The sequence below is a fragment of the Bacillus cereus group sp. MYBK95-2 genome (assembly GCF_051915225.1).
GTDB lineage: Bacteria > Bacillota > Bacilli > Bacillales > Bacillaceae_G > Bacillus_A > Bacillus_A cereus.
On sequence record NZ_JBQAEH010000003.1, the window covers coordinates 455,365 to 476,900 of the forward strand.

The window sequence follows — 21,536 nt, forward strand, 5'->3', positions numbered from 1 at the left end:
ACACCTCGTCTACTTTCTATTATTTTGTAACCATGGATGAAATAATTTACCGAAAATCGGCATGACTACCCATGATAGCAAGGACACTATACATACAGAAACAAAAAAAGCTGATATAATAGGATTCATATGTTTTATAATAGGTCCTATCACTTTAGGAACTAACATGCTAAGAGGCCATACACCCAGAAGGGTAACGATAGACATTTTCCATTTTGGCGGTGGAACTGGCGTTTTCGGAGTAACAAACCAATAAGCCAAACTGCTTTCAGTTTTGTAAGTTGGATTAGTGGCTTGAAATTGCTCCGCCGTTTTTAACAAATCCCGGCGAACATCTGATTCTTGCCAAGTACGTAGATGCTCATACGTATCAAAGCGAAAAATAACAGTATACTCTCTGGATTCGTTACTTGGGACTATTAGATTTACACCTAAATGTCCTGGGAATTTAGTAGCCGCAGCCTCAATTTCATGTCTCCATGTTTCAAACTGTTTTTCTCTACCTTCTTGAATTTCCCATGTAACAATCGTTGTTACTGGATTGCCGGCATCCATCGTGTTCCCTGTATAAGTCTCTTCGACAGCTACTCCTTCTTGTTTCATATTTTCCTGCTTGGAAGCGCGCCATGCACCATAGTATATGCGTATTCTACACCTTGACCATAAGCACCAGTGTGTTCCTTTACAATCTCCATTACAGCATCATAAGTGTCTTTGTGTGCCCAGTCACGTTGGTATTCAAGTAAAACTTGAATTGCTGTCACTGGAATTGCACCAGCTTGTTCTACACGACGCATAGCAGCGTTATGTGCTGTCAAACTAGTACCACCTGAAGCATCATCAACTGCATATACCTCATAGCCAGCTTTAATTGCTTCAAGCACAGGGAATGCAAGGCAAACTTCAGTCCAAAGTGCTGCAAATATTAATTTCTTTCTACCGGTTGCTTTAACTGCCTCAACAAATTTCGGATCTTCCCAAGAGTTCATTGAACTACGTTCTATAATTTCATGGTTTGGGAATATATCAAGAATTTGTGGCCAAAAATAACCAGAAAAGCTGCGTGTTTCAACTGTAGTAAGAATAGTAGGTACGTTAAAAGTTTTTGCTGATTTAGCAAGTAGCATAACGTTATTAATCAATGTTTGTCTATCAATACTTGCAACTCCAAAAGTCATTTGAGGTTGAAAATCAATTAAAATTAAGGCACTGTTCTCCGGATTTAACAATTCTAAATTACTCATAATAAAACGCTCCTTTTTCAATTGTTTATTGAAAGTAATGTATCTTCTGTCAATTGAAACTCTACTATACTTTTTAATTTAAATTTAGTGCTGATTTAATCAGCACTAAATTTATACTATCTACTTTAAAAAAGGTGATTTAAAGCTATTTCCTTGAGATACATTTATGCATTTTGTTTACTAAGATCTCGCTGAGCTCCTCTATAGCTTCCAATTATATTTTGATAGCCTGGAAGATTGCTAGCAAGCAAATTGCCAAAACCTTCGACATCGTTGCGCCAATCGCGTTGTAATTCGCAAGCTACGCTAAACCAGTTCATAAGTTGCACGCCACTATGTGCCATACGTGTATTGGCAGCATCTGCAACTTGTTTATTGAAAGTTCCTGAAGCATCAGTAACAGCAAATACTTCATATCCAGCTTTTATAGCGGAAAGTGCCGGGAAAGCAACACAAACGTCCGTAACTACGCCTGCGATGATAAGTTGTTTTTTTCCAGTTTCTTCGATTGCTTTTACAAAATCATCATTATCCCATGCGTTAATTTGTCCAGGTCGAGCTATTTTTGGTGCATGAGGAAAGAGATCAACCAATTCTTGCATTAAAGGTCCATTAGGCCCGTTTTCAAAACTTGTTGTTAAAATAACTGGTAAATTAAAAAACTTAGCAGTATGAGCAAGAGCTAAAACATTGTTCTTGAATTCATCAACACCATAGTCACGTACTAGTCCGGACATAAGACCAGTTTGATGATCTACTAAAAGCACAACAGCATCATCTTTGTTAATACGAGAATAGAGATCAGTCATTATGTATTCCTCCTAAAAATTAAGTAATCGAAGAAAGTTTAAATAGTCGGATACTATCATAAGTTTCTTCGTTTATAACTAAGCTGACCAATAATATTGGTTATAGCAGCATTCACAGAACATGAAGTGCTATACAAATTTATAGTATTTGAAAACTGATTCGTTAATCAATTCTAAATTATCTATAATTCGTATAGGTCGTAACTATAGTTGTTTTCACTATAAAATAGATTGGTTTTACCTATACATCCTATAGATAGAACGATATTGATAGTCACCTATTTTTGTTATTACAATTGAATAGGAGTAATGTTCAGTAATTATTTTATGATGCAAAAGGTATTAGAGAGGGGATTGTTCCAAAAGGAGAAAATGAATGCATTGGAACAATAGAGTTTCATACCTAGAATTCACAACATAAACGTGCATGAATAGGTTATGACATTCATCCAGATTATTGAAGAAAAGGATATGTATTGGAATATTTTTGGGAGGTAGAAGCATGGCTAAAATTACTGTAGGAACCGAAAAGCAAGAACCAATTGAGATATATTATGAGGATCATGGCACAGGAAAACCAGTTGTACTCATTCATGGTTGGCCGTTAAGTGGTCGATCTTGGGAATACCAAGTTCCCGCTCTTGTTGAGGCTGGATACAGAGTTATAACATATGATCGTCGAGGATTTGGACAATCATCTCAGCCGTGGGAAGGGTATGAATATGATACCTTTACTTCTGATTTACATCAACTATTAGAACATTTAGAGCTTCAAAATGTCACACTTGTTGGTTTTTCTATGGGTGGAGGCGAAGTAGCCCGGTATATTAGTACGTATGGAACAGATCGTATTGAAAAGGCTGTTTTTGCTGGGGCAGTTCCTCCGTATCTATACAAATCAGAGGATCATCCTGAAGGGGCCTTAGATGATGCAACAATTGAAGCATTCAAAAGTGGTGTGATAAATGACCGCCTTGCATTTCTTGATGAATTTACTAAGGGATTTTTCGCGGCTGGTAATCGAACAGATTTAGTTAGTGAGCCATTCCGTTTATATAATTGGGATATTGCAGCCAGTGCATCACCTAAAGGAACACTTGATTGTATTACCGCCTTTAGTAAGACAGATTTTAGAAAAGACTTGGAGAAGTTTAATATACCTACTCTTATTATTCACGGTGATTCTGATGCAACTGTACCATATGAATATAGTGGGAAATTAACACATGAAGCAATTCCTAATTCTAAAGTAGCCTTAATAAAGGGTGGTCCACATGGGCTAAATGCAACGCATGCTAAAGAATTTAATGAAGCACTCCTATTATTTTTAAAGGACTGATTACAACTATATAATTGTTAGTTGATAAATTATAAATAAGTAAAAAATAAAGCTTTATAAAAGATGCTCTTGGATAAATCCAGGAGCATCTTTTTAAATGGTGGTATTGATATGTTAGGTTGATAAATCTTCATTAGTTTCGAATTGAATATTCTTCTTAACAGCAAAAATTTATTGTTTAGAGTTTTTTAGGTCTTTTAGATGTATTGCTATATTACTATCAAGATAATATTTTGAATAATCCTCAAAACAAAGAAATGTACATTTTTTGAGGAAGAAATATCTTGTCAGAAAACAATAAAATCTTATTAATTTTTATAATTGGTAGAATTTTTATGGAAATAATTCTCTTAATATATTAAAATAACATCGTATTATGTCAGATTTTAATTAGGGGAGAGAAATTTTATGTTGAAAAAAATTATTCCAGTTGCTTTAGCATTAAGTACAGTTACTTTTACTAGTGTATTTGCTGCGCCTTCAATCCAAGCAAGTACAGAACAAAATCGCTACATAGATGTACAAATGCTCGGTATTAACGATTTTCATGGGCAAATAGACACTGTAAAAAAAATTAACAATAAAGATGCAGGGGGAATTGAGTACTTAGGGGCTTATTTACGTGATCGTGAAAAACAAAATCCAAATACATTAAAGGTACATGCTGGAGATGTTGTTGGAGCAAGTACTCCTGTTTCAGCATTATTACAAGACGAACCTACAATTGAATTTCTAAATGATTTGAAATTCGATGTTGGAACGATAGGAAATCATGAATTTGATGAAGGTGTTGAAGAAATGAACCGCCTTATTTATGGTGGATACCATGAGAAAACAGGAAATTTTAAAGGAGCAAAATTCCCATATGTTGCTGCAAATTTCTATAATAAATCCACCGGTCGTTTATTTTTACCACCATTCACTATAAAAAAGGTACAAGGAGTTCCTGTTGGCTTTATCGGAGTCGTAACAACGGATGTTCCTAACCTTGTTATGCCTACTATGCTAAAGAATGTAGAAATTACAGATGAAGTTGAAGCTATTAACAAATCCGTAAAGCAATTAAAAAAACTAGGCGTTAAATCTATCGTTGTTCTTGCACATAACGGAGGTATAACAGATGGGAACGGCGTAACAAATGGTGATATCGTCCGATTAGCAAATGAGACTGATCCAGAAGTCGATGTTATTTTTGGTGGCCATAGCCACACCTATGTAAATGGAACTGTTAATAATAAACTTGTCGTACAAGCAAATTCTTATGGTATGGCTTTTGCTGATGTTGATGTAAAGATTGATCGTAAGACACAAGATATTGTTGAGAAAAAAGCAGAAATTGTTACAACTTATCATGAAGGCATAGAGCCTGATAAAAAAATAAAGAAGAAGATGGAGAAATATCAAGCAAAAATCGCACCTCTTGTTAATGAAGTTGTAGGTAAGTCTATCGCTCCACTAGATCGCAAACAAAATATGGCTGGTGAATCTACTCTTGGAAATTTAGTTGCTGATGCTCAGCGTACAACAATGCAATCCCAAATTGCACTTATGAATCCTGGTGGTATTCGTAATGACTTAGATGCTGGTGATATTACATGGGGAGAGATATATGGTATTCAACCATTCGGAAATCAATTAATAAAAGTAAATTTAACAGGTCAAGACATTCGTGATATTTTAAATCAACAATGGCAAAAAGACATAACAAGAATGCTTCAAATTTCAGGTATCCAATACACTTGGGATGCGAACAAGCCTAATGGAGAAAAAGTAACAAGTATTCGCTTAACAAATGGAGAAGAAATTATTCCTTCTAAAACTTACAGCGTCGTTGCGAACGCATTTCTAGCTTCAGGTGGAGATGGATTTGTATCCTTTAAAAACGGTAAAGATGCTGAAACAGGACCAACTGATTTTGAAGCATTAGTAGATTATATAAAAAAATCAAAAGAACCAATTCAGTCTATTATTGATGGAAGAATTCAAAAGATAAATTAGTTTTTTATTAATCTCAAAAACAACTAGATTACCTGTGCGCTATACTCTTTAGTGTGCAGGTAATCTATTTTTTTGATTTGAAATAGTCTAACTGTGGCCAATGGGTATACCGTCTAGATGCAGAGTGCCGAAAAAAATGAAGTGAACAAAAAATAACCCCTAAATTAACTCTATGATAAAGAGACTACAAACAATCAAAATTTGGAACTTCATATTAACCATATATTAACTACGTTAATAATACATACTGAAATTGAATACTTTAGATAACATCATTTATAATGAATATCTGTACATTATAATGTTATGCAATGAGGAATTTACAATGCAATGAATTGAAGCTTATTTAGTTTTATATTCGTATAAGTGAATTAAGAATTTCTTAAGAACCTATTAAGAAATAAGTGAGTTTTAGGAACTAGAATAAATGTATCTTAACAGTAATAAGAAAATGAATGTTTTAAACGGAAGTTGGCAGAGTATGTCAAAAAGCTATAAGTAAATATTTCAGGAGGTTTTTTATGAAAAAGAAAATGATTATTGCAATTGTTGTTTCTGCTATAACAATGACTCATTTTGTAGGAAATACTTATGCAGATTCGAAAACAGAGGTTTCTGTTACAGCTCCCTATAATACAAATCAAATAGCGAAATGGTTAGAAGCACATGCAAAGCCTTTAAAAACAACTAATCCAACTGCATCTCTTAATGATTTGAAACCACTTAAGGATATGGTAGGTTCAGCTTCAATTGTAGGTTTAGGTGAAGCTACGCATGGGGCTCATGAAGTTTTTACGATGAAACACCGCATTGTTAAGTATTTAGTATCTGAAAAGGGCTTTACCAATCTAGTTTTAGAAGAGGGATGGGACAGGGCCTTGGAACTTGATCGATATGTTCTTACTGGTAAGGGAAACCCAAGCCAACATCTAACACCTGTATTTAAGACGAAAGAAATGCTAGATTTACTTGATTGGATTCGGCAATATAATGCTAATCCAAAACATAAATCGAAAGTACGTGTCATCGGGATGGACATTCAATCAGTAAACGAAAATGTTTATAATAATATAATAGAATATATTAAAGCGAATAATTCAAAACTGTTGCCTAGAGTAGAAGAGAAGATAAAAGGGCTTATTCCTGTAACAAAGGATATGAATACTTTTGAAAGCCTTACGAAAGAAGAAAAAGAAAAGTATGTTTTAGATGCTAAACAAATTAGTGCTTTATTAGAGGAAAATAAAAGTCATTTAAATGGGAAATCTAAAGAGTTCGTATGGATAAAGCAAAATGCTCGTATTATTGAACAGTTTACTACAATGTTAGCGACACCTCCTGATAAACCAGCGGATTTTTATTTGAAACATGATATTGCAATGTATGAAAATGCGAAGTGGACTGAAGAACATTTAGGAAAAACCATTGTATGGGGACATAATGGACACGTTTCGAAAACAAATATGCTTTCTTTTATATACCCTAAAGTAGCAGGGCAGCATTTAGCAGAATATTACGGAAAACGGTACGTATCTATTGGAACGTCAGTTTATGAAGGACAATACAATGTGAAGAATAGCAATGGTGAATTTGGCCCCTATGGAACATTAAAATCGGATAATCCAAACAGTTATAACTACATCTTTGGACAAGTTAAAAAAGATCAATTTTTTATTGATTTACGTAAGGCGAACGGCGTGACAAAAACTTGGTTAAACAAACAACATCCAATTTTCGCTGGAATAACTACCGAAGGGCCTGATATACCAAAAACTGTTGATATATCATTAGGTAAAGCGTTTGATATACTTGTTCAAATTCAAAAAGTGAGTCCATCTCAAGTACATCAATAAATTTAGAATCATGTGCCTTAATGACAAATTTCATAGTGTTTCATATAACACAATGAAATTTGTTTTATATAGCAAGAAGAATAATCGCATTAGAAAAAATCAGCAGTTTAACCTGTTAAGAGTAAAACGAATCTTACAATATGTAAAGCGCAAAAACACTGAAGCGAAAAGCATCGGTGTTTTTTACGCTTTCGGGCACAGATGCTACTTCAATCCTATTGTAGAAGTGATTTTGTATGTAAGGAATTTGTAAGGAATAGGTAAGAAAAAAGAGATTTTCATTGTGTAGGATAAAAATATAAGGAGGCATGAAGGGGGGAACAAGTACGGCCTACATATAAAACAAATAATCAGTAACAAGAGTGTTTTAAGGAAAAGAAGTAATTTCTATGGTTAATATGTATGTGGAAAAAGAGTGATTTAGAGATTGTTAGAACACAATGGTGTTTGTGAAAATAATGATTAGTACGTTGATTGCAAATTCAGTGTTGACTTTTATCATTGGGAGAGTTGATAGCTGTGTGGTTCGTATATGAGACAGCTATTAGCCATCAATACAATTTAAATAGAAGAGAGGAATTCTTTATGAAAACACGCAGTAAAATTACATGTGCAAGTCTAGCACTTTTAATAGGTGGAAGTTCCCTGTTATACATAACACCAACATCAGTTGTAAAAGCAGAACCTACGCAAAATGTATCTAGTTCGTTACAAACAAGTACGCAAAGCGATCGTACTTCCGTTAAGAAAGCAATGCGAGATGAACTGCAACTTGGATACCCGGGAATACTCGCTCAAATTTCTAAGGGTGGTAAAACTTGGAGTTATACGGCTGGGATAGCGGATCTGAGAACTAAGAAACCAATGAAAGCAGATTTTCGCTTTCGCATTGGCAGTGTGACGAAAACGTTCATTGCAACAGTTCTACTTCAATTATCTGGAGAGAACCGTTTGAATCTAGACGACTCCATTGAAAAATGGTTACCTGGCGTTATTCAAGGAAACGGATATGATGGTAACCAGATTACTATCCGTCAAATATTGAATCATACAAGTGGTATTGCTGATTATATAAATTCAAAAGACTTCGATATTACGGATATAAAAAAATCGTATACGGCTGAAGAATTTGTAAAGATGGGGATTTCACTTCCCCCAGACTTTGCCCCAGGAAAGGGTTGGTCTTATTCAAATACAGGATATGTAATACTAGGAATCCTTATTGAAAAAGTAACAGGAAACAGCTATGCGGAAGAGGTTGAAAATCGGATTATTGAACCGCTGGATTTGTCAAATACATTTCTACCTGGTAATTCAAGCGTGATTCCAGGCACCAAGCATGCCCGTGGCTACTTGCAACTAGACGGAGCGAGTGAGCTAAAAGATGTTACTTATATTAACCCAGGTAGCTCGGATGGAGATATGATTTCTACTGCTGACGACTTAAACAAATTCTTCTCTTGCTTACTAGGTGGCAAATTACTGAAGGAACAGCAGTTAAAACAAATGCTTACTACAGTTCCTACAAATAGAGAGGGAACCGGATATGGTCTTGGAATACTTGAAATTAAGCTTCCGAACGGTGTCTCGGTATGGGGACACAGGGGTGCCGTTCCAGGGTTTTCCACTTTTGCTGGTGGAACACTTGGAGGTAAACATACACTCGCTATCAATTCGAACAGTTTAAACCTTAATAACCCGGAAGTTTTTAAGAACATTTTACTTGCTGAATTTAGAAAGTAGGAAAAACGGATAAATTTTGTCATTTGTAATTTCCATCGGAATGGATTACCGCTTGAAAGAGTATAGAGGGATTAAGTATCTAGAAACAATCAAGCCAATCATGAAGAATGGCTAAGTAAAAGGATTTGTTTATACATTGGCCAATTAAAAGAGCAACAGATATAATGAGTGATTAGTATGTATCTAGTATTGCATTTGTATTGGTATCGTCACGGATTATAAATTTGTATAAGGTGCGAAGTTTAATTTAAGACTTCGCACTTTTGATGTTTAACAGCTTTTATTACGAAGCTATTAACAATAGAAAAAAGGAGAATGTAACTAGTTATGTGGATACTACTGTATGATTGGTGCAACAAATTGTGACTCTAACGTATTTGAAAGGCCTGATAAATTCAACGTTTATCGTCCTGACATTGATATTAAAAAGGCATTTAGTGGTACTGCAAGACATCTTGCTTTTGGATTAAGTATCTATAATTGTGTAGGAGCAGCATTTGCAAAATTAGAAATTGAAATAGATTCAACCATTAAAGATAATATTAGCAGGAAAAAATTGAGGGGCATTAAGGATTTTGTGAAGAAGACTTCAAAAATGAACTGAAATCTAATAAACAACGTAAAAGCTAAAAGATTTTCGCTGTGAGAACATCTCAAAATATTAAATTGATGGTAACTTTGTTGTAGCTCTTTAAACATACCTATATTAAAACCCAAATATCTCAGCATTAAATTGAGAAATTTGGGTTTTTCTAAAGGAATCAATTTTTTAAAAAATTTTTAGAAATTTAAACATAAAGTATTGTATACATGTAAGTATGATTAAAAATGAAAAGTTGTAAATGCTAAATTTAATTAAATACGCCTTGCTCTCTTTAACATTGGCCTGAATGAATAGTTTATAGGAGATTACACTGGCTAAAGATGCGATGATTGTTCCGAGCCCTCCAATATTTACTCCTAGTAATAAAGCTTTCCAATCAGAAGTAAAGTTTGATAGAAGAATTGAAGTAGGAAAATTGCTAATCAATTGACTCAAAAATATGGAACTAAAGAAGACTGAAGTATCTCCTCTTAAATTAGCGCGAGCAAATGTCTCCAGTGCATCCGAATGTGAAATGTTTCCGATGAAAATAAAAAAACAGACAAAGGTTATTAGAAGAAAGTAATCGATCTTAAATAGTAAGTTTCTATCTAACGTAAATGCTGCTATCAATGTGACTATTAGTGCAATGTAATAATTAATGACACCAAAAATAGATGCAATGATAGTGAGAAGTATTAAAATCCAGACGTTAGCTTTTTTTCGATTTTTCACGGTAATAACAGGTAGTTCTATTTTCAAATCTGTTTTTTGAAGTTTTTGAGTACATATAAATAACAAACTAATTCCAAGTACAGCTAAAAGCAGGATTGAACCTAAAAATGGGATGAGCTTAATTCCATAGTAAGAATATAGGTATAAATTTTGTGGGTTTCCCATAGGCATCAAGCTACTACCGATGTTTGCCGCAATTGTTTGCAAGATGATTGTATCCATCATGTTCATTTGTGTTTTTTTACTAATGACAAGTGTTATTGGTACAAAAGTGAGGAGAGCGACATCATTTGTTACAAACATGGAGCAAATAAAGCATAACAAAATTAGAATAATAGATATTGACCTGCTGTTATTGCATTTATTTAAAATGGCAACGGCAAGTTTGTCTAATATCTTTAGCTGTTCCAAGGCCTTAATGGCCACCATTAGATTAAATAAGCTAATTAACACTTCAAAGTTAATATATTCGATCTTTGGCGAATGTATTAAGCAGCTTACAATTGCTAGTATTAGTGAAATGGTAAGTACTAAATCTTTTTTTAAAAATCCGAATTTCATAAGGAGTCTTTTTTTATTTTGAACGAATACTATTTCTTTCACAATACACCACCTGTAATCTATGTTAGTAAATATACGTTTTTTGGGATAACTCGATATTGCTAGAAAAGAGGATGTCATAAGTTCCTAAATAAGAGTTTTGTAATGTTTCATCCCTTCAATAAAATCCTTTTTTGCTTAGTGTCTTTCATGTTGTAAATATGTGCAATATAGACGAATCCAGCTAGGGGGATTAATTGAGAAAACAAATGTTTTTTGTATGATACCATAAATAAATTAAATGCTTTATTTTTTTAATATTCTTATAATATTCTATTGATTCTTGATTTCAAATACTTTATAAGAAGTTCTAAAAGAGAAAAAGTATGCATGTTTTTTATGAAGAAAATAGAGGCTTGTCAAAGGTTAGGTAGAACAGAATCTGCGACGTTTGGATACTGTATAAAATTTACAAAATCTCAGTGTTTTTTAGATGGAAAAAACTTAAAATATTTTTTGTTTTTATAAAAATCTGTACTTTTTCGTAACATTCTGTACTTTTAATTATAAATTAAAGACAAGATTTTCTTAGTTGAATAGTGAAAGCGCTTTATAGAGTTTTTCGCGAAGTTTTTACCTAGCCTATTTTTGAGATTAGTAGTGAGAAAGGAGATATTTCCATGTTCTTGAGAAGATTAACAAAAAACCACTTAATCACTATTGATTATTATGATTTAAATCACCGGTAAACGAAACAAACATAGTAGTACAACAATGTTAGTGGATAAAAATATTAGTTTTGCAGAAAGGGGTAGAGCATCCGTTTGTATAATTGTTAAGTACTTCAAAATTTCAATTTTACGGTTACATGTTGTGATGTTTGCTTAAACAGGCCAATCCGATTCATATAGAAAATTTTTATCCTTGTTGTATTTGAATATGAAAGAGGTATTTATACCAGGAAATATAGGTGATTTTTATATAGATTATGATAGATAAATTTTGGTATGGAGTGATGATATGGAAAGGTTTTTTGTAGATTTAGTCGGATCAACAAATGATTTTTTATGGTCTAAATTGTTAATTATTATGCTTGTTATTTGCGGAATTTATTTTACATTTAAATTGAATTTTGTACAGTTTCGAATGTTAAAAGAGATGGTCCGTGTATTAATGGAGGGAAAAAGTGGTGCTAAAGATCAAGTTTCTCCTTTTCAAGCGTTTTGTATTGGTATGGCAGCCCGCGTTGGAACAGGGAATATTACAGGAATTGCGATTGCAATTGCATTAGGTGGTCCTGGAGCTGTATTTTGGATGTGGATTATTTCTATTATTAGCTCGGCCTCCAGTTTTGTCGAAAGCACATTAGCACAGATATATAAAGTAAAAGATAAAACTGGTTTCCGCGGTGGTCCATCCTATTATATGGAAAAAGGGTTGAATAAACGTTGGATGGGAGTATTATTCTCTATTTTAATCACAATTACTTTTGGTCTTGTATTCAATTCAGTACAATCAAATACAGTTACAATTGCTTTTCAAAACTCATTTGGTACAGATCGTCTAACAGTTGGGATAATCATGGCCATTGCTTTCGCTGCGATTATTTTTGGTGGTGTACAACGTATTGCAAAAATGGCTGAATACAAGGTGGTATTTTTAGCGGTATTATACATTGGAGTTGCATTATTTGTTGTAGTTACCAACATATCAAAAATGCCGGAAGTTCTTTCTCTTATTGTTCAAAACGCATTTGGTTTTAAACAAATAGCAGGCGGTTCAATTGGTGCAGCACTTATGAATGGAGTTAAACGTGGTTTATTTTCAAATGAAGCTGGTATGGGAAGTGCACCAAACGTTGCCGCAACAGCAACAACAAGTCATCCGGTGAAACAAGGACTGATTCAAGCATTTGGTGTATTAACGGATACACTGATCATTTGTACTAGCACTGCCTTTATTATTTTGCTGTCTGATGCATATAAACAACCGGGATTAAATGGTATTGCACTTACACAAGCAGCATTAAGTGAACACATAGGTCCTTGGGCATCGGGTTGTCTTGCTATCTTTGTTTTTTTATTTGGATTTGGTGCGTTAATTGGCAACTATTATTATGGTGAAACAAATATTCGCTTCTTACATACAAGTAAAGTGTGGTTAATGATATACAGAATAAGTGTGTTGGCTATGATTGTATTTGGTTCTGTTGCAAAGATTCAAATTGTATGGGATTTAGCGGACTTATTTATGGGCTTTATGGTTATTATTAATTTAATTGCTATTACCTTACTTTCAAAAGTAGCATTTGCGGCGTTACAAGATTATATAAACCAGAAAAAAGCTGGTAAAGATCCTATTTTTTATAAAGAAAACATTAAAGGGCTTGAAAATATTGAATGTTGGGATAGTTATGAGAAAACTTCAAAAAAGAAAAGTGTGTAATAAGAAGGATATTCAGACTGCAATATGTCTGAATATTTTTCTTGGTTCTAGTGCAAATATTATTGATTATAGTAAAGAAAAAATCATTCTATATAAAGTTAATAGTACGGGGGAATATGATTAAATGATAAAGGATTCTAGCGTTCAAGTTGAGAGTCAAGAAAAAGTTTGCTTAGATCAATGGGTAGCTCATTATCGAACGTATGCAGCTAAGGGACGAAGCGCCAGTTATATTCCTGCTCTGAGGGAAATAAATGTATCGCAGTTAGGTATTTGTATAGTAAAGCCAGATGGAACAATGATAAAATCAGGAGATTGGGAGATACCTTTCACATTACAAAGTATATCAAAAGTAATCGGTTTTATAGCCGCTTGTTTAAGTCGCGGTATTTCTTATGTATTAGAACGAGTTGACGTAGAGCCAACTGGAGATGCCTTTAATTCAATTATTCGTTTAGAGATACATAAACCAGGAAAACCTTTTAATCCTATGATCAATGCTGGAGCAATTACGATAGCTTCACTTTTGCCAGGGACATCGGTGCAAGAAAAATTAGAATCTCTATACGTATTAATTGAAAAAATGATAGAGAAGCGTCCCGCTATTAATGAAATAGTATTTCAATCAGAATGGGAAACGGCTCATCGTAATAGAGCATTAGCATACTATTTAAAGGAGAATGGTTTTCTAGAATCAGATGTGGAGGAGACACTAGAGGTTTACCTAAAACAATGTTCGATTGAAATAAATACAGAAGATATTGCCTTAATAGGGCTTATACTAGCACATGATGGATATCATCCTATTCGCAAAGAACAAGTGCTCCCTAAAGAAGTAGCTAGGTTAACAAAAGCTTTAATGCTTACTTGTGGAATGTACAATGCTTCCGGAAAATTTGCTGCTTTCATTGGATTACCAGCTAAGAGTGGGGTATCGGGCGGAATTATGACACTTGTTCCCTCAAAATCTAGGAAGGATTTATCGTTTCAAGATGGATGTGGTATTGGTATTTACGGACCAGCCATTGATGAGTATGGGAATAGTTTACCAGGAATTATGTTGTTAGAACATATTGCAAAAGAATGGGATTTAAGTATATTTTAAAAAGGAGCACAGATATTTTGGTGTTAGAGCGAGTCCAAAAGTGTTCAGACCTTATATTGTGTCTGAACATTTTTGAGTTATAAAGTATCTTTCTAAAGTAGAAGGGTGTAATGAATACTCACAATCTATAATGCTTTCGTTTATATCTTATTTATCAGCTTTTGAAAAAAATAGAGTAAGTATTGTATTAATGCAAATAGGTTTGTATACTGACTGTTAGGCGAAAGTGAGAAGTGATTATTTTGAATCTTAGTAATTTAGTAAAAAAAGACATCTATATTCTCGTTTTAATGATACTTACAGTACCCTTAGTAGGTGAAATAAAGTCATTTCCTTTAAATGAAACATTTAGAATGAGCTTTGGCGCACCAACATTTTTCTTTTTTTTGTTATTGTTTCGACGAATTCCAGCATTTTTACCGGGTTTTTTAACAGCGATAGTCGTGGTAGTATTTCGTATCTCAATGGATGTCATTATAAAGGGAAATATGGATTGGCTAGCCGCTTTTCATACTCACTATCCTAGTTTTTTCTTTTATTTTACTTATTCGTATCTCTTTCATTTAGCAAAAATCAAACGTTTTTATCATCAACCACTAATGATTGGTTTTATTGGTTGCATGATTGAAATACTGTCAGACTGTGTGGAATTAATGATTCAATATTTCGTATTAAAAACATCGATCACATCCGAGGCAATAAATGAGATCATTGTTATCGCATGTTCCCATAGTTTTATAGTTCTAAGCTTTTTCAATATGATGAAATTGTATGAAGCACAATCAAGGGAGAGACATATAAAGAAGCAAAATGAACACATGCTCATGCTCATCTCTAATTTATATGAAGATGCTGTTCATTTAAAGAAAACATTACAAGATGCTGAGAATATAACAAAAAAATCCTATGATTTATATAAAACCTTAGACTCCTTTGAGCACAAACAGATGGATTTTCAGTTTGAGGATTTAAGGCAACAGGCATTACAAATTGCTGGTGAGGTCCATGACGTTAAAAAGGATAACCAACGTATTTTTGCGGGACTTTCAAAATTAATTTCTGATGAAAGTTTTACAGATTATATGTCTGTGCATGAACTAGTAAATATCATTATACGGGCAAATACGAAATATGCACGGTTGCTAGAGAAAGACATCCAATTTGTGTATAAAATTGATGGTGTGCATCCTCATTATCATATTTACACAATCTTATCTATTATAAATAATATCGTTACAAACGCTGTAGAAGCTATCCAAGGTATGGGAACCATCACAATTGACATTAATAAAGACCACCATTTTGTTGAATTTCAAATAGGCGATAATGGTCCTGGTATTTCTTCAAAATATAAAGATTCAATTTTTGAGCCTGGGTTTACTTCTAAATATGATGATTTAGGCAACCCATCGACAGGTATCGGATTATCGTATGTTAAAGAAATGGTCGAACAACTTGAAGGTGATGTTACGCTTGAGGACAGAACCGAAGGAAAAGGATCAATTTTTATAATTAGATTAGGGATTGATCATATAATTTCGAAAGGGTGATTCTATGTATTTTTATATAGTAGATGATGAAAAAGCGGTTCGCTCAATGTTGGCTCAAATTATCGAGGATGAAGATCTTGGGGAGGTTATAGGAGAAGCTGAGGATGGTTTATCTTTAGAGCAACAAATGGTAATCCTTAAAAATATAGACATTTTATTTATCGATTTGTTAATGCCGAATCAAGATGGAATAAAAACAATTCGTCAAATAAAGCCTTCGTTTAAAGGGAAAATCATCATGGTCTCTCAAGTAGAATCAAAAGAATTAATTGCTGAAGCTTATTCGCTTGGTGTTGAATACTATATTATTAAGCCAATTAACCGGATTGAAGTATTAACAGTTGTTCGGAAAGTCATTGAACGAATTCGTTTGGAAAAATCAATAAAAAACATTCAAGAATCGCTTAATATGGTACTAAAATTGGATAGTAATTTAAGTACGCAAGAAAAATACCGTAGTGAAAAACATTTAAATACTTTCAATCATTTTCAAAATTCCATTCATTTTCTTTTGTCTGAATTAGGAATAGCCAGTGAAAGTGGAAGTAAAGATTTAATGGATATGCTAGATTATTTATATAAATATGAACAAGATAACACGTTGGAACAAGGCTTTCCCTCACTAAAAGAGATTTTTATGAATTTGGCTCAAAAAAAACTTGGGGATTCAGCTGAAGATGCCGAATTAAAAAGGTTCATAGAAGCTTCCAAACAACGGATTCGGAGAGCAATTTATCAATCATTAAACCATTTAGCATCCCTTGGACTTACTGATTTTTTAAACCCGAAGTTCGAAAATTATGCTTCTAGATTTTTTGATTTTACTACCGTAAGGAGAAAGATGACAGAATTGAATAATGAACCAACATTACCTGCTCGTATTGATACGAAAAAATTTATTCAAGTTCTTTATTTTGAAGCAAAACGAATACACCTGGAGTTAAGATGATAAACTCTTGCTAATTATTATTTTCAATTGATAGATTGATAATAATTTTTCTTTTTATTCTCTTTTATTTCATATTAGTTTTAAAATCAGAAAATTCCGTATCGATTCGATAGAAGTGTAGGAACTTAGAACAAAAGAATATGTAGTTTTTATTTTTTTCAACATTAATATTCATAAAAAAAAACGAGTATTTTCACAATAAAATATAAATACATAGTAAGTTGAATTTAAAAAAAGATGCTATCTTCTAGCATCTTTTTTTCTTTAAGAGGAAATATCATTGATCCTTATATTATTTGAAATTCAAATGCGGGCATATAAATAAGGGAAAAGGAGATAATATTTAACAAATTATAATTGGAAATGGTATTTTAGGTCAGAAATGTTTTTATACTAATTAGGTTATTGGTACTAAATAAGCATAATGTCTCGCTTTTCTGCTCTTTAATCTTATCGTTATTTTTTATTAAGTACATATCGTTTTTTAGAAATCTCAATCCTAGCAGAGTATATAAATTGGGTGATAAAAATGTGGAACATAATTACTTCTTATCTTCCAGATTGGAAAGTCTTTGTACAAGCGTTTATCTTGTTTTTAATTCCGTATACTATCTCAAGATTTTTTCATTGGGTTCGTATGTCAGAGAAAGAGTGGGAAGAATGAGTTGGTGGAAGTCAAGAGACAAACAAGTGAAAAAAAATAATATTCAAAGTAAAACGAAACAAGAGCATAAACCATCTCAAAATGCAAACGTTCATTTCACAAATGATTTTGCCTCTAACTTAGAACTTATAAAGCAACAAATCGGACATAATTCTGATGTTCGCTTTCGGAAGTTTAATATTGGACGCACAGATATTCAGGCTGGGATCGTTTTTGTTGATGGTCTATCAGATAAAGAGATAATTGACAAACATATTATGAAATTACTAATGGATGATTTTTCTGATGAATATAAAAATGAATCTTCTTATGTGGAGGGGACTGTTTCAAAAGAATATATTAAAAATAAAGTTCTTACAATTAGTGAAGTAGCAGAAGTCCATTACATAAAAGATTTAATACCCAAAGTATTGATAGGTTCAACAGCTCTTTTAATTGATGGTTTAGCAGATGTGTTTATTCTTGGTACAACAAAAGCAAATAAACGAAACATTGAAGAACCAGTATCGGAGGCATTAGTCAGAGGGCCACGGGTCGGTTTTACTGAAGTATTAAGTGATAATACCTCACTTTTGCGACGACACTGTGCGGATGAGAGCTTATCATTAGTAAAGCTACCAGTAGGAGAACGTGCAAAGAAAGAGTTAGTTGTCGCATTTATTAAAGATCTTGCTAGTACAGAATTGGTGGATGAAATAAAAAACAGAATTCAGAAAATTGACATAGACAGTGTACTCGAATCTGGTTATATAGAGCAACTTATTGAAGATAATTATCTCAGTCCTTTTCCGCAGATTCAAAATACAGAACGACCTGATCGTGTTATTAGTGCTTTGATGGAAGGTCGAGTAGCTATTTTGTTAGATGGAACACCATTTGTTTTAATTGCTCCAGTTACATTTAGCATGCTGCTGCAATCACCAGAAGATTATTATGAAAGGTGGCTTCCTGGTACACTTCTCCGCTTATTACGCTTCATGACAGCTTTTGTTTCATTATTTGCTCCAGCACTGTATATTTCTTTCATTTCATTTCATCCAGGATTAATTCCCACTAAGCTCGCTATTTCTATTATCGGATCGCGAGAAGGAGTTCCTTTTCCCGCTTTAATAGAAGCGTTAATTATGGAAATAGCTATCGAAGTTTTACGAGAAGCAGGTTTACGTCTGCCTAAACCGATTGGACCGGCAATGGGAATTGTGGGCGGTTTAATAATTGGTCAGGCTGCCGTAGAAGCAGGAATTGTTAGTCCAATAATGGTTATTGTTGTTGCGGTAACAGCTATTTCTTCTTTTACTATTCCGCAATATAGTGTGGGAATTACGTTACGCATTCTTCGTTTTGTAGCTATGTTTTGTGCTGCGATATTTGGCTTGTATGGAGTTATTCTCTTCTTTCTTTTACTTTGCAGTCATTTAGTGAAACTGAAAAGTTTTGGCGTTCCTTATACCAGCCCTGCTGTTCCATATCGATTCAGTGACTGGAAAGATTTTATGGTTCGCATGCCATTAAAAATAATGAGACGTCGACCGAAAATAATGCATACCAAAAAAACTATCCGCAAAAGGTAGCTGATGACGAAAGGAAGTGGCCTTCAATGATTACTATACCTAAAGACCGAATAACAACTTCACAAGCAGTTGTTATTATTGTAAATTACATACTTGGGACAGGAATTCTTACTTTGCCCAGAGCATCTGTGGAAAAAGTGAAAACACCAGATGTATGGTTAAGTGTGATATTAGGTGGGATACTCGCAATGGTTTCAGGAGTAATTATGGTCAAATTAAGTCAGCAGTTTCCAGAAAAAACATTTTACCAATACAGTCAAGATATTGTAGGGAAATGGATAGGCAGATTGCTTAGTTCTCTTATTATAGGGTATTTTCTTACAACTTCAGCATTTCAAATTCGTTCAATGGCAGAAGTAATAAGCTTTTTTTTGCTCGAAGGAACCCCCACATGGGCTATTGTTATGCCTTTTATGTGGATAGGTCTCTATTTGATTATGGGTGGTATTAATTCAATTGCACGGATGTTTGAAATAATATTTCCTATTACTGTTTTTATTTTTTTAATCATTTCCTTTATGAGTATCGGAATATTCGAGATAGATAATCTCCGTCCCGTATTAGGTTTGGGAATTAAACCAGTGTTAGATGGGATAAAAACAACGTCTCTCGCATATACAGGTCCTGAAATTATGTTAATTCTTTTGGTATTTATGGAACAACGAAAGAAAGCAGTAAAAGCTATTCTAGTTGGAATTTCTATTCCGTTAATCTTTTATGTAATAACTGTTGTAATGGTCATTGGTGCATTATCAATTGATGGGGTTGTAACAAGAACATGGCCGACAATTGACCTTATGCGCAGTTTTGAAATTTCTGGTTTGATATTTGAACGTTTTGAATCTTTACTGCTTGTAATATGGATTATGCAAATATTTGCTACCTATACGATTAGTTATTATGCAGCTGCATTAGGATTAGCGCAACTCTTTAAAAAGAGTATTCATCCGTTTATTTTTGCTTTGATTCCAATCATTTACATCATTGCTATGACTTCGAAAAATATAAATGACTTGCTTAAATTGGGGGATATGCTCGGTAATTTTGCATTATTTTTATTTGGTTTACTACCACTGCTTCTTCTTATTATTACGCGATTAAAAGGAGGAGTAGTGTGAAACATAAATTTAATTATATGCGGTTCTATTTGGCTTTGTTATGGACGCTTTTGCTTCTATTTTTAACAGGATGTTGGAGCAGTAAAGAAGTAGAAGAGTTGAGTTTAACTGCAGGTATAGCACTAGATAAAGGGAAGGATTCAACAATTGAGAAAGAGGATGAGGAAGGAGGTTATCCTAAAAGAAATCTTATAACAGCTACTTATCAAATTGTTAGTTCGCAAGCACAAAGTAAAGGAAATGGACAACAAAAACGTTATATAAATGTTTCTGAGACCGGTGATTCCATTCATCAAATTGTTCGTGAGTTTTCATTGAAAAGAGAGAGCACAATGTTCAGCCCACATTTAAAAAACATTGTTATTAGTGATAGTCTTGTACGTACATACAGTTTAGAACAATTACTTGAACAGTATCTCCGTGACAATGAAGTTCGGCTTAGCTGTATGCTCTTAATTAGCAAGGGTCTAGCGAAGGAGGTACTGGAATCAAACAAAAAAGGAGAAATCCCAGCATTTCGTTTGTCTGGAATTGCAGATAATAGAAATAGAACAACAAGGATTTTACCTCCTGTATCGCTCGCTAAATTGGAAGGAAAGATGCGGTCAGGGTCCAGTTTTCTTTTGCAAAATGTAATCTCGATAAAAGGAGAAACAAAATTTGCAGGAGCTGCTGTAATTAAAGGAAAGACAAAAAAGTTGATGGGCTTTTTAAATGAACAGGAATTGGAAGGAGTAGTATGGATAAACGGAAAAAGGAATGGTGGTGTGGTAAAAACTTTTGATAAAGAATCAAAGAAACTCATTATATACGAAATAAAGTCAATAAAAAGCAAAATCATACCACATGTTAACGGAAATAATATTTCCTTTGATGTAAACATTGAATCAGAAGGGCGTTTGTCTGAAAATTGGATACAATCAGGAAAAGATTTTGAAAATGAATTTTTAAAAAGGGAAGAAAAAGCTATTGAAAAAGAAGTAAAGCACTTAGTACATCATGTTACAAAAAAAATACAAAAAGAATACCAAGTCGATATTGCGGGTTTTGGCAACCAATTAAGAATTAAACACCCGAGAACATGGGAGAAAGTCAAAAAAAATTGGGATCAAACATTTAGTAAGGTACCGATTAAATATCATATAAATGTAACTATACAAGATTATGGAGCGTCAAGTTTAAAACGGTGAGATACCTTAATTGAAATTATATTTGCATCAAAACAAAAAGTTACAAAAATTTTAATTTGAAAATTTTTGTAACTTTTTGTTTTTTTATGTCCTTCTTATT

17 protein-coding genes are annotated in these 21,536 nt (G+C 33.4%); 13 read left to right on the forward strand and 4 right to left on the reverse strand.

Annotated elements, in window-relative coordinates; translation table 11 throughout:
- Positions 1-9 precede the first annotated feature (9 nt).
- The 3 genes from ACTFN4_RS13710 to ycaC all read right to left on the reverse strand — a co-directional run bounded on the left by ACTFN4_RS13710 (position 10) and on the right by ycaC (position 2,053).
- Complete coding sequence (locus ACTFN4_RS13710; RefSeq protein WP_000806859.1) at positions 10-603, reverse strand: antibiotic biosynthesis monooxygenase; 594 nt, start codon at positions 601-603, stop codon at positions 10-12.
- Positions 600-1,244 (reverse strand): hydrolase, encoded by a 645-nt coding sequence (locus tag ACTFN4_RS13715; RefSeq protein ID WP_000067162.1) that lies wholly within the window; start codon positions 1,242-1,244, stop codon positions 600-602. Before ACTFN4_RS13715 ends, ACTFN4_RS13710 begins: the two co-directional genes overlap by 4 nt.
- Positions 1,245-1,408: 164 nt before the next feature.
- A complete protein-coding gene (ycaC, locus tag ACTFN4_RS13720) occupies positions 1,409-2,053 on the reverse strand; it encodes an isochorismate family cysteine hydrolase YcaC (protein ID WP_082188870.1) in 645 nt (214 codons plus the stop codon).
- Between the two features lie 502 nt (positions 2,054-2,555).
- Here ycaC and ACTFN4_RS13725 point away from each other — a divergent pair.
- The 5 genes from ACTFN4_RS13725 to ACTFN4_RS13745 all read left to right on the forward strand — a co-directional run bounded on the left by ACTFN4_RS13725 (position 2,556) and on the right by ACTFN4_RS13745 (position 9,590).
- A complete protein-coding gene (locus tag ACTFN4_RS13725; RefSeq protein ID WP_001074300.1) occupies positions 2,556-3,392 on the forward strand; it encodes a bromoperoxidase in 837 nt (278 codons plus the stop codon).
- 408 nt (positions 3,393-3,800) lie between these two features.
- Positions 3,801-5,390 (forward strand): bifunctional metallophosphatase/5'-nucleotidase, encoded by a 1,590-nt coding sequence (locus ACTFN4_RS13730; RefSeq protein WP_439962450.1) that lies wholly within the window; start codon positions 3,801-3,803, stop codon positions 5,388-5,390.
- A gap of 521 nt (positions 5,391-5,911) precedes the next feature.
- A complete protein-coding gene (locus ACTFN4_RS13735) occupies positions 5,912-7,243 on the forward strand; it encodes an erythromycin esterase family protein (protein WP_410989409.1) in 1,332 nt (443 codons plus the stop codon).
- Positions 7,244-7,828: 585 nt separating this feature from the next.
- On the forward strand, positions 7,829-8,986 hold the full coding sequence (locus ACTFN4_RS13740) for a serine hydrolase domain-containing protein (RefSeq protein WP_033695826.1): 1,158 nt from the start codon (positions 7,829-7,831) through the stop codon (positions 8,984-8,986).
- Positions 8,987-9,329: 343 nt separating this feature from the next.
- On the forward strand, positions 9,330-9,590 hold the full coding sequence (locus tag ACTFN4_RS13745; RefSeq protein ID WP_025687852.1) for a cytochrome P450: 261 nt from the start codon (positions 9,330-9,332) through the stop codon (positions 9,588-9,590).
- Positions 9,591-9,755: 165 nt separating this feature from the next.
- Here the strand turns inward: ACTFN4_RS13745 and ACTFN4_RS13750 are convergent, their stop codons facing one another.
- Positions 9,756-10,907 (reverse strand): SLC13 family permease, encoded by a 1,152-nt coding sequence (locus tag ACTFN4_RS13750; RefSeq protein WP_025687853.1) that lies wholly within the window; start codon positions 10,905-10,907, stop codon positions 9,756-9,758.
- A gap of 957 nt (positions 10,908-11,864) precedes the next feature.
- On the opposite strand from ACTFN4_RS13750, the gene ACTFN4_RS13755 reads away from it, so the two are divergent.
- From ACTFN4_RS13755 to ACTFN4_RS13790, 8 genes are all read left to right on the forward strand, one after another.
- Positions 11,865-13,289, forward strand: a complete 1,425-nt coding sequence (locus tag ACTFN4_RS13755) for an alanine/glycine:cation symporter family protein (protein ID WP_000439275.1) — start codon at positions 11,865-11,867, stop codon at positions 13,287-13,289.
- A 124-nt stretch (positions 13,290-13,413) separates the two neighbouring features.
- Positions 13,414-14,394 carry a glutaminase GlsA gene (gene glsA, locus ACTFN4_RS13760; protein ID WP_439962451.1) on the forward strand — a complete coding sequence of 327 codons (981 nt, stop codon included), beginning with the start codon at positions 13,414-13,416 and terminating at the stop codon, positions 14,392-14,394.
- A gap of 233 nt (positions 14,395-14,627) precedes the next feature.
- The gene (locus ACTFN4_RS13765) at positions 14,628-15,944 is read left to right on the forward strand and encodes a sensor histidine kinase (protein ID WP_000584790.1); all 1,317 of its coding nucleotides are present in this window, start codon (positions 14,628-14,630) and stop codon (positions 15,942-15,944) included.
- 4 nt (positions 15,945-15,948) lie between these two features.
- Positions 15,949-16,893 (forward strand): response regulator, encoded by a 945-nt coding sequence (locus tag ACTFN4_RS13770; RefSeq protein ID WP_000274085.1) that lies wholly within the window; start codon positions 15,949-15,951, stop codon positions 16,891-16,893.
- A 529-nt stretch (positions 16,894-17,422) separates the two neighbouring features.
- Positions 17,423-17,557, forward strand: coding sequence for a hypothetical protein (locus ACTFN4_RS13775; RefSeq protein WP_000267088.1), 135 nt, complete (start codon positions 17,423-17,425; stop codon positions 17,555-17,557).
- Positions 17,554-19,128 carry a spore germination protein gene (locus ACTFN4_RS13780; RefSeq protein ID WP_135811528.1) on the forward strand — a complete coding sequence of 525 codons (1,575 nt, stop codon included), beginning with the start codon at positions 17,554-17,556 and terminating at the stop codon, positions 19,126-19,128. The genes ACTFN4_RS13775 and ACTFN4_RS13780 overlap by 4 nt, the downstream gene beginning before the upstream one ends.
- A gap of 26 nt (positions 19,129-19,154) precedes the next feature.
- Complete coding sequence (locus ACTFN4_RS13785) at positions 19,155-20,246, forward strand: spore germination protein (protein ID WP_439962452.1); 1,092 nt, start codon at positions 19,155-19,157, stop codon at positions 20,244-20,246.
- Positions 20,243-21,436 carry a Ger(x)C family spore germination protein gene (locus tag ACTFN4_RS13790; protein ID WP_000680795.1) on the forward strand — a complete coding sequence of 398 codons (1,194 nt, stop codon included), beginning with the start codon at positions 20,243-20,245 and terminating at the stop codon, positions 21,434-21,436. The genes ACTFN4_RS13785 and ACTFN4_RS13790 overlap by 4 nt, the downstream gene beginning before the upstream one ends.
- The last annotated feature ends 100 nt before the right edge of the window (positions 21,437-21,536 follow it).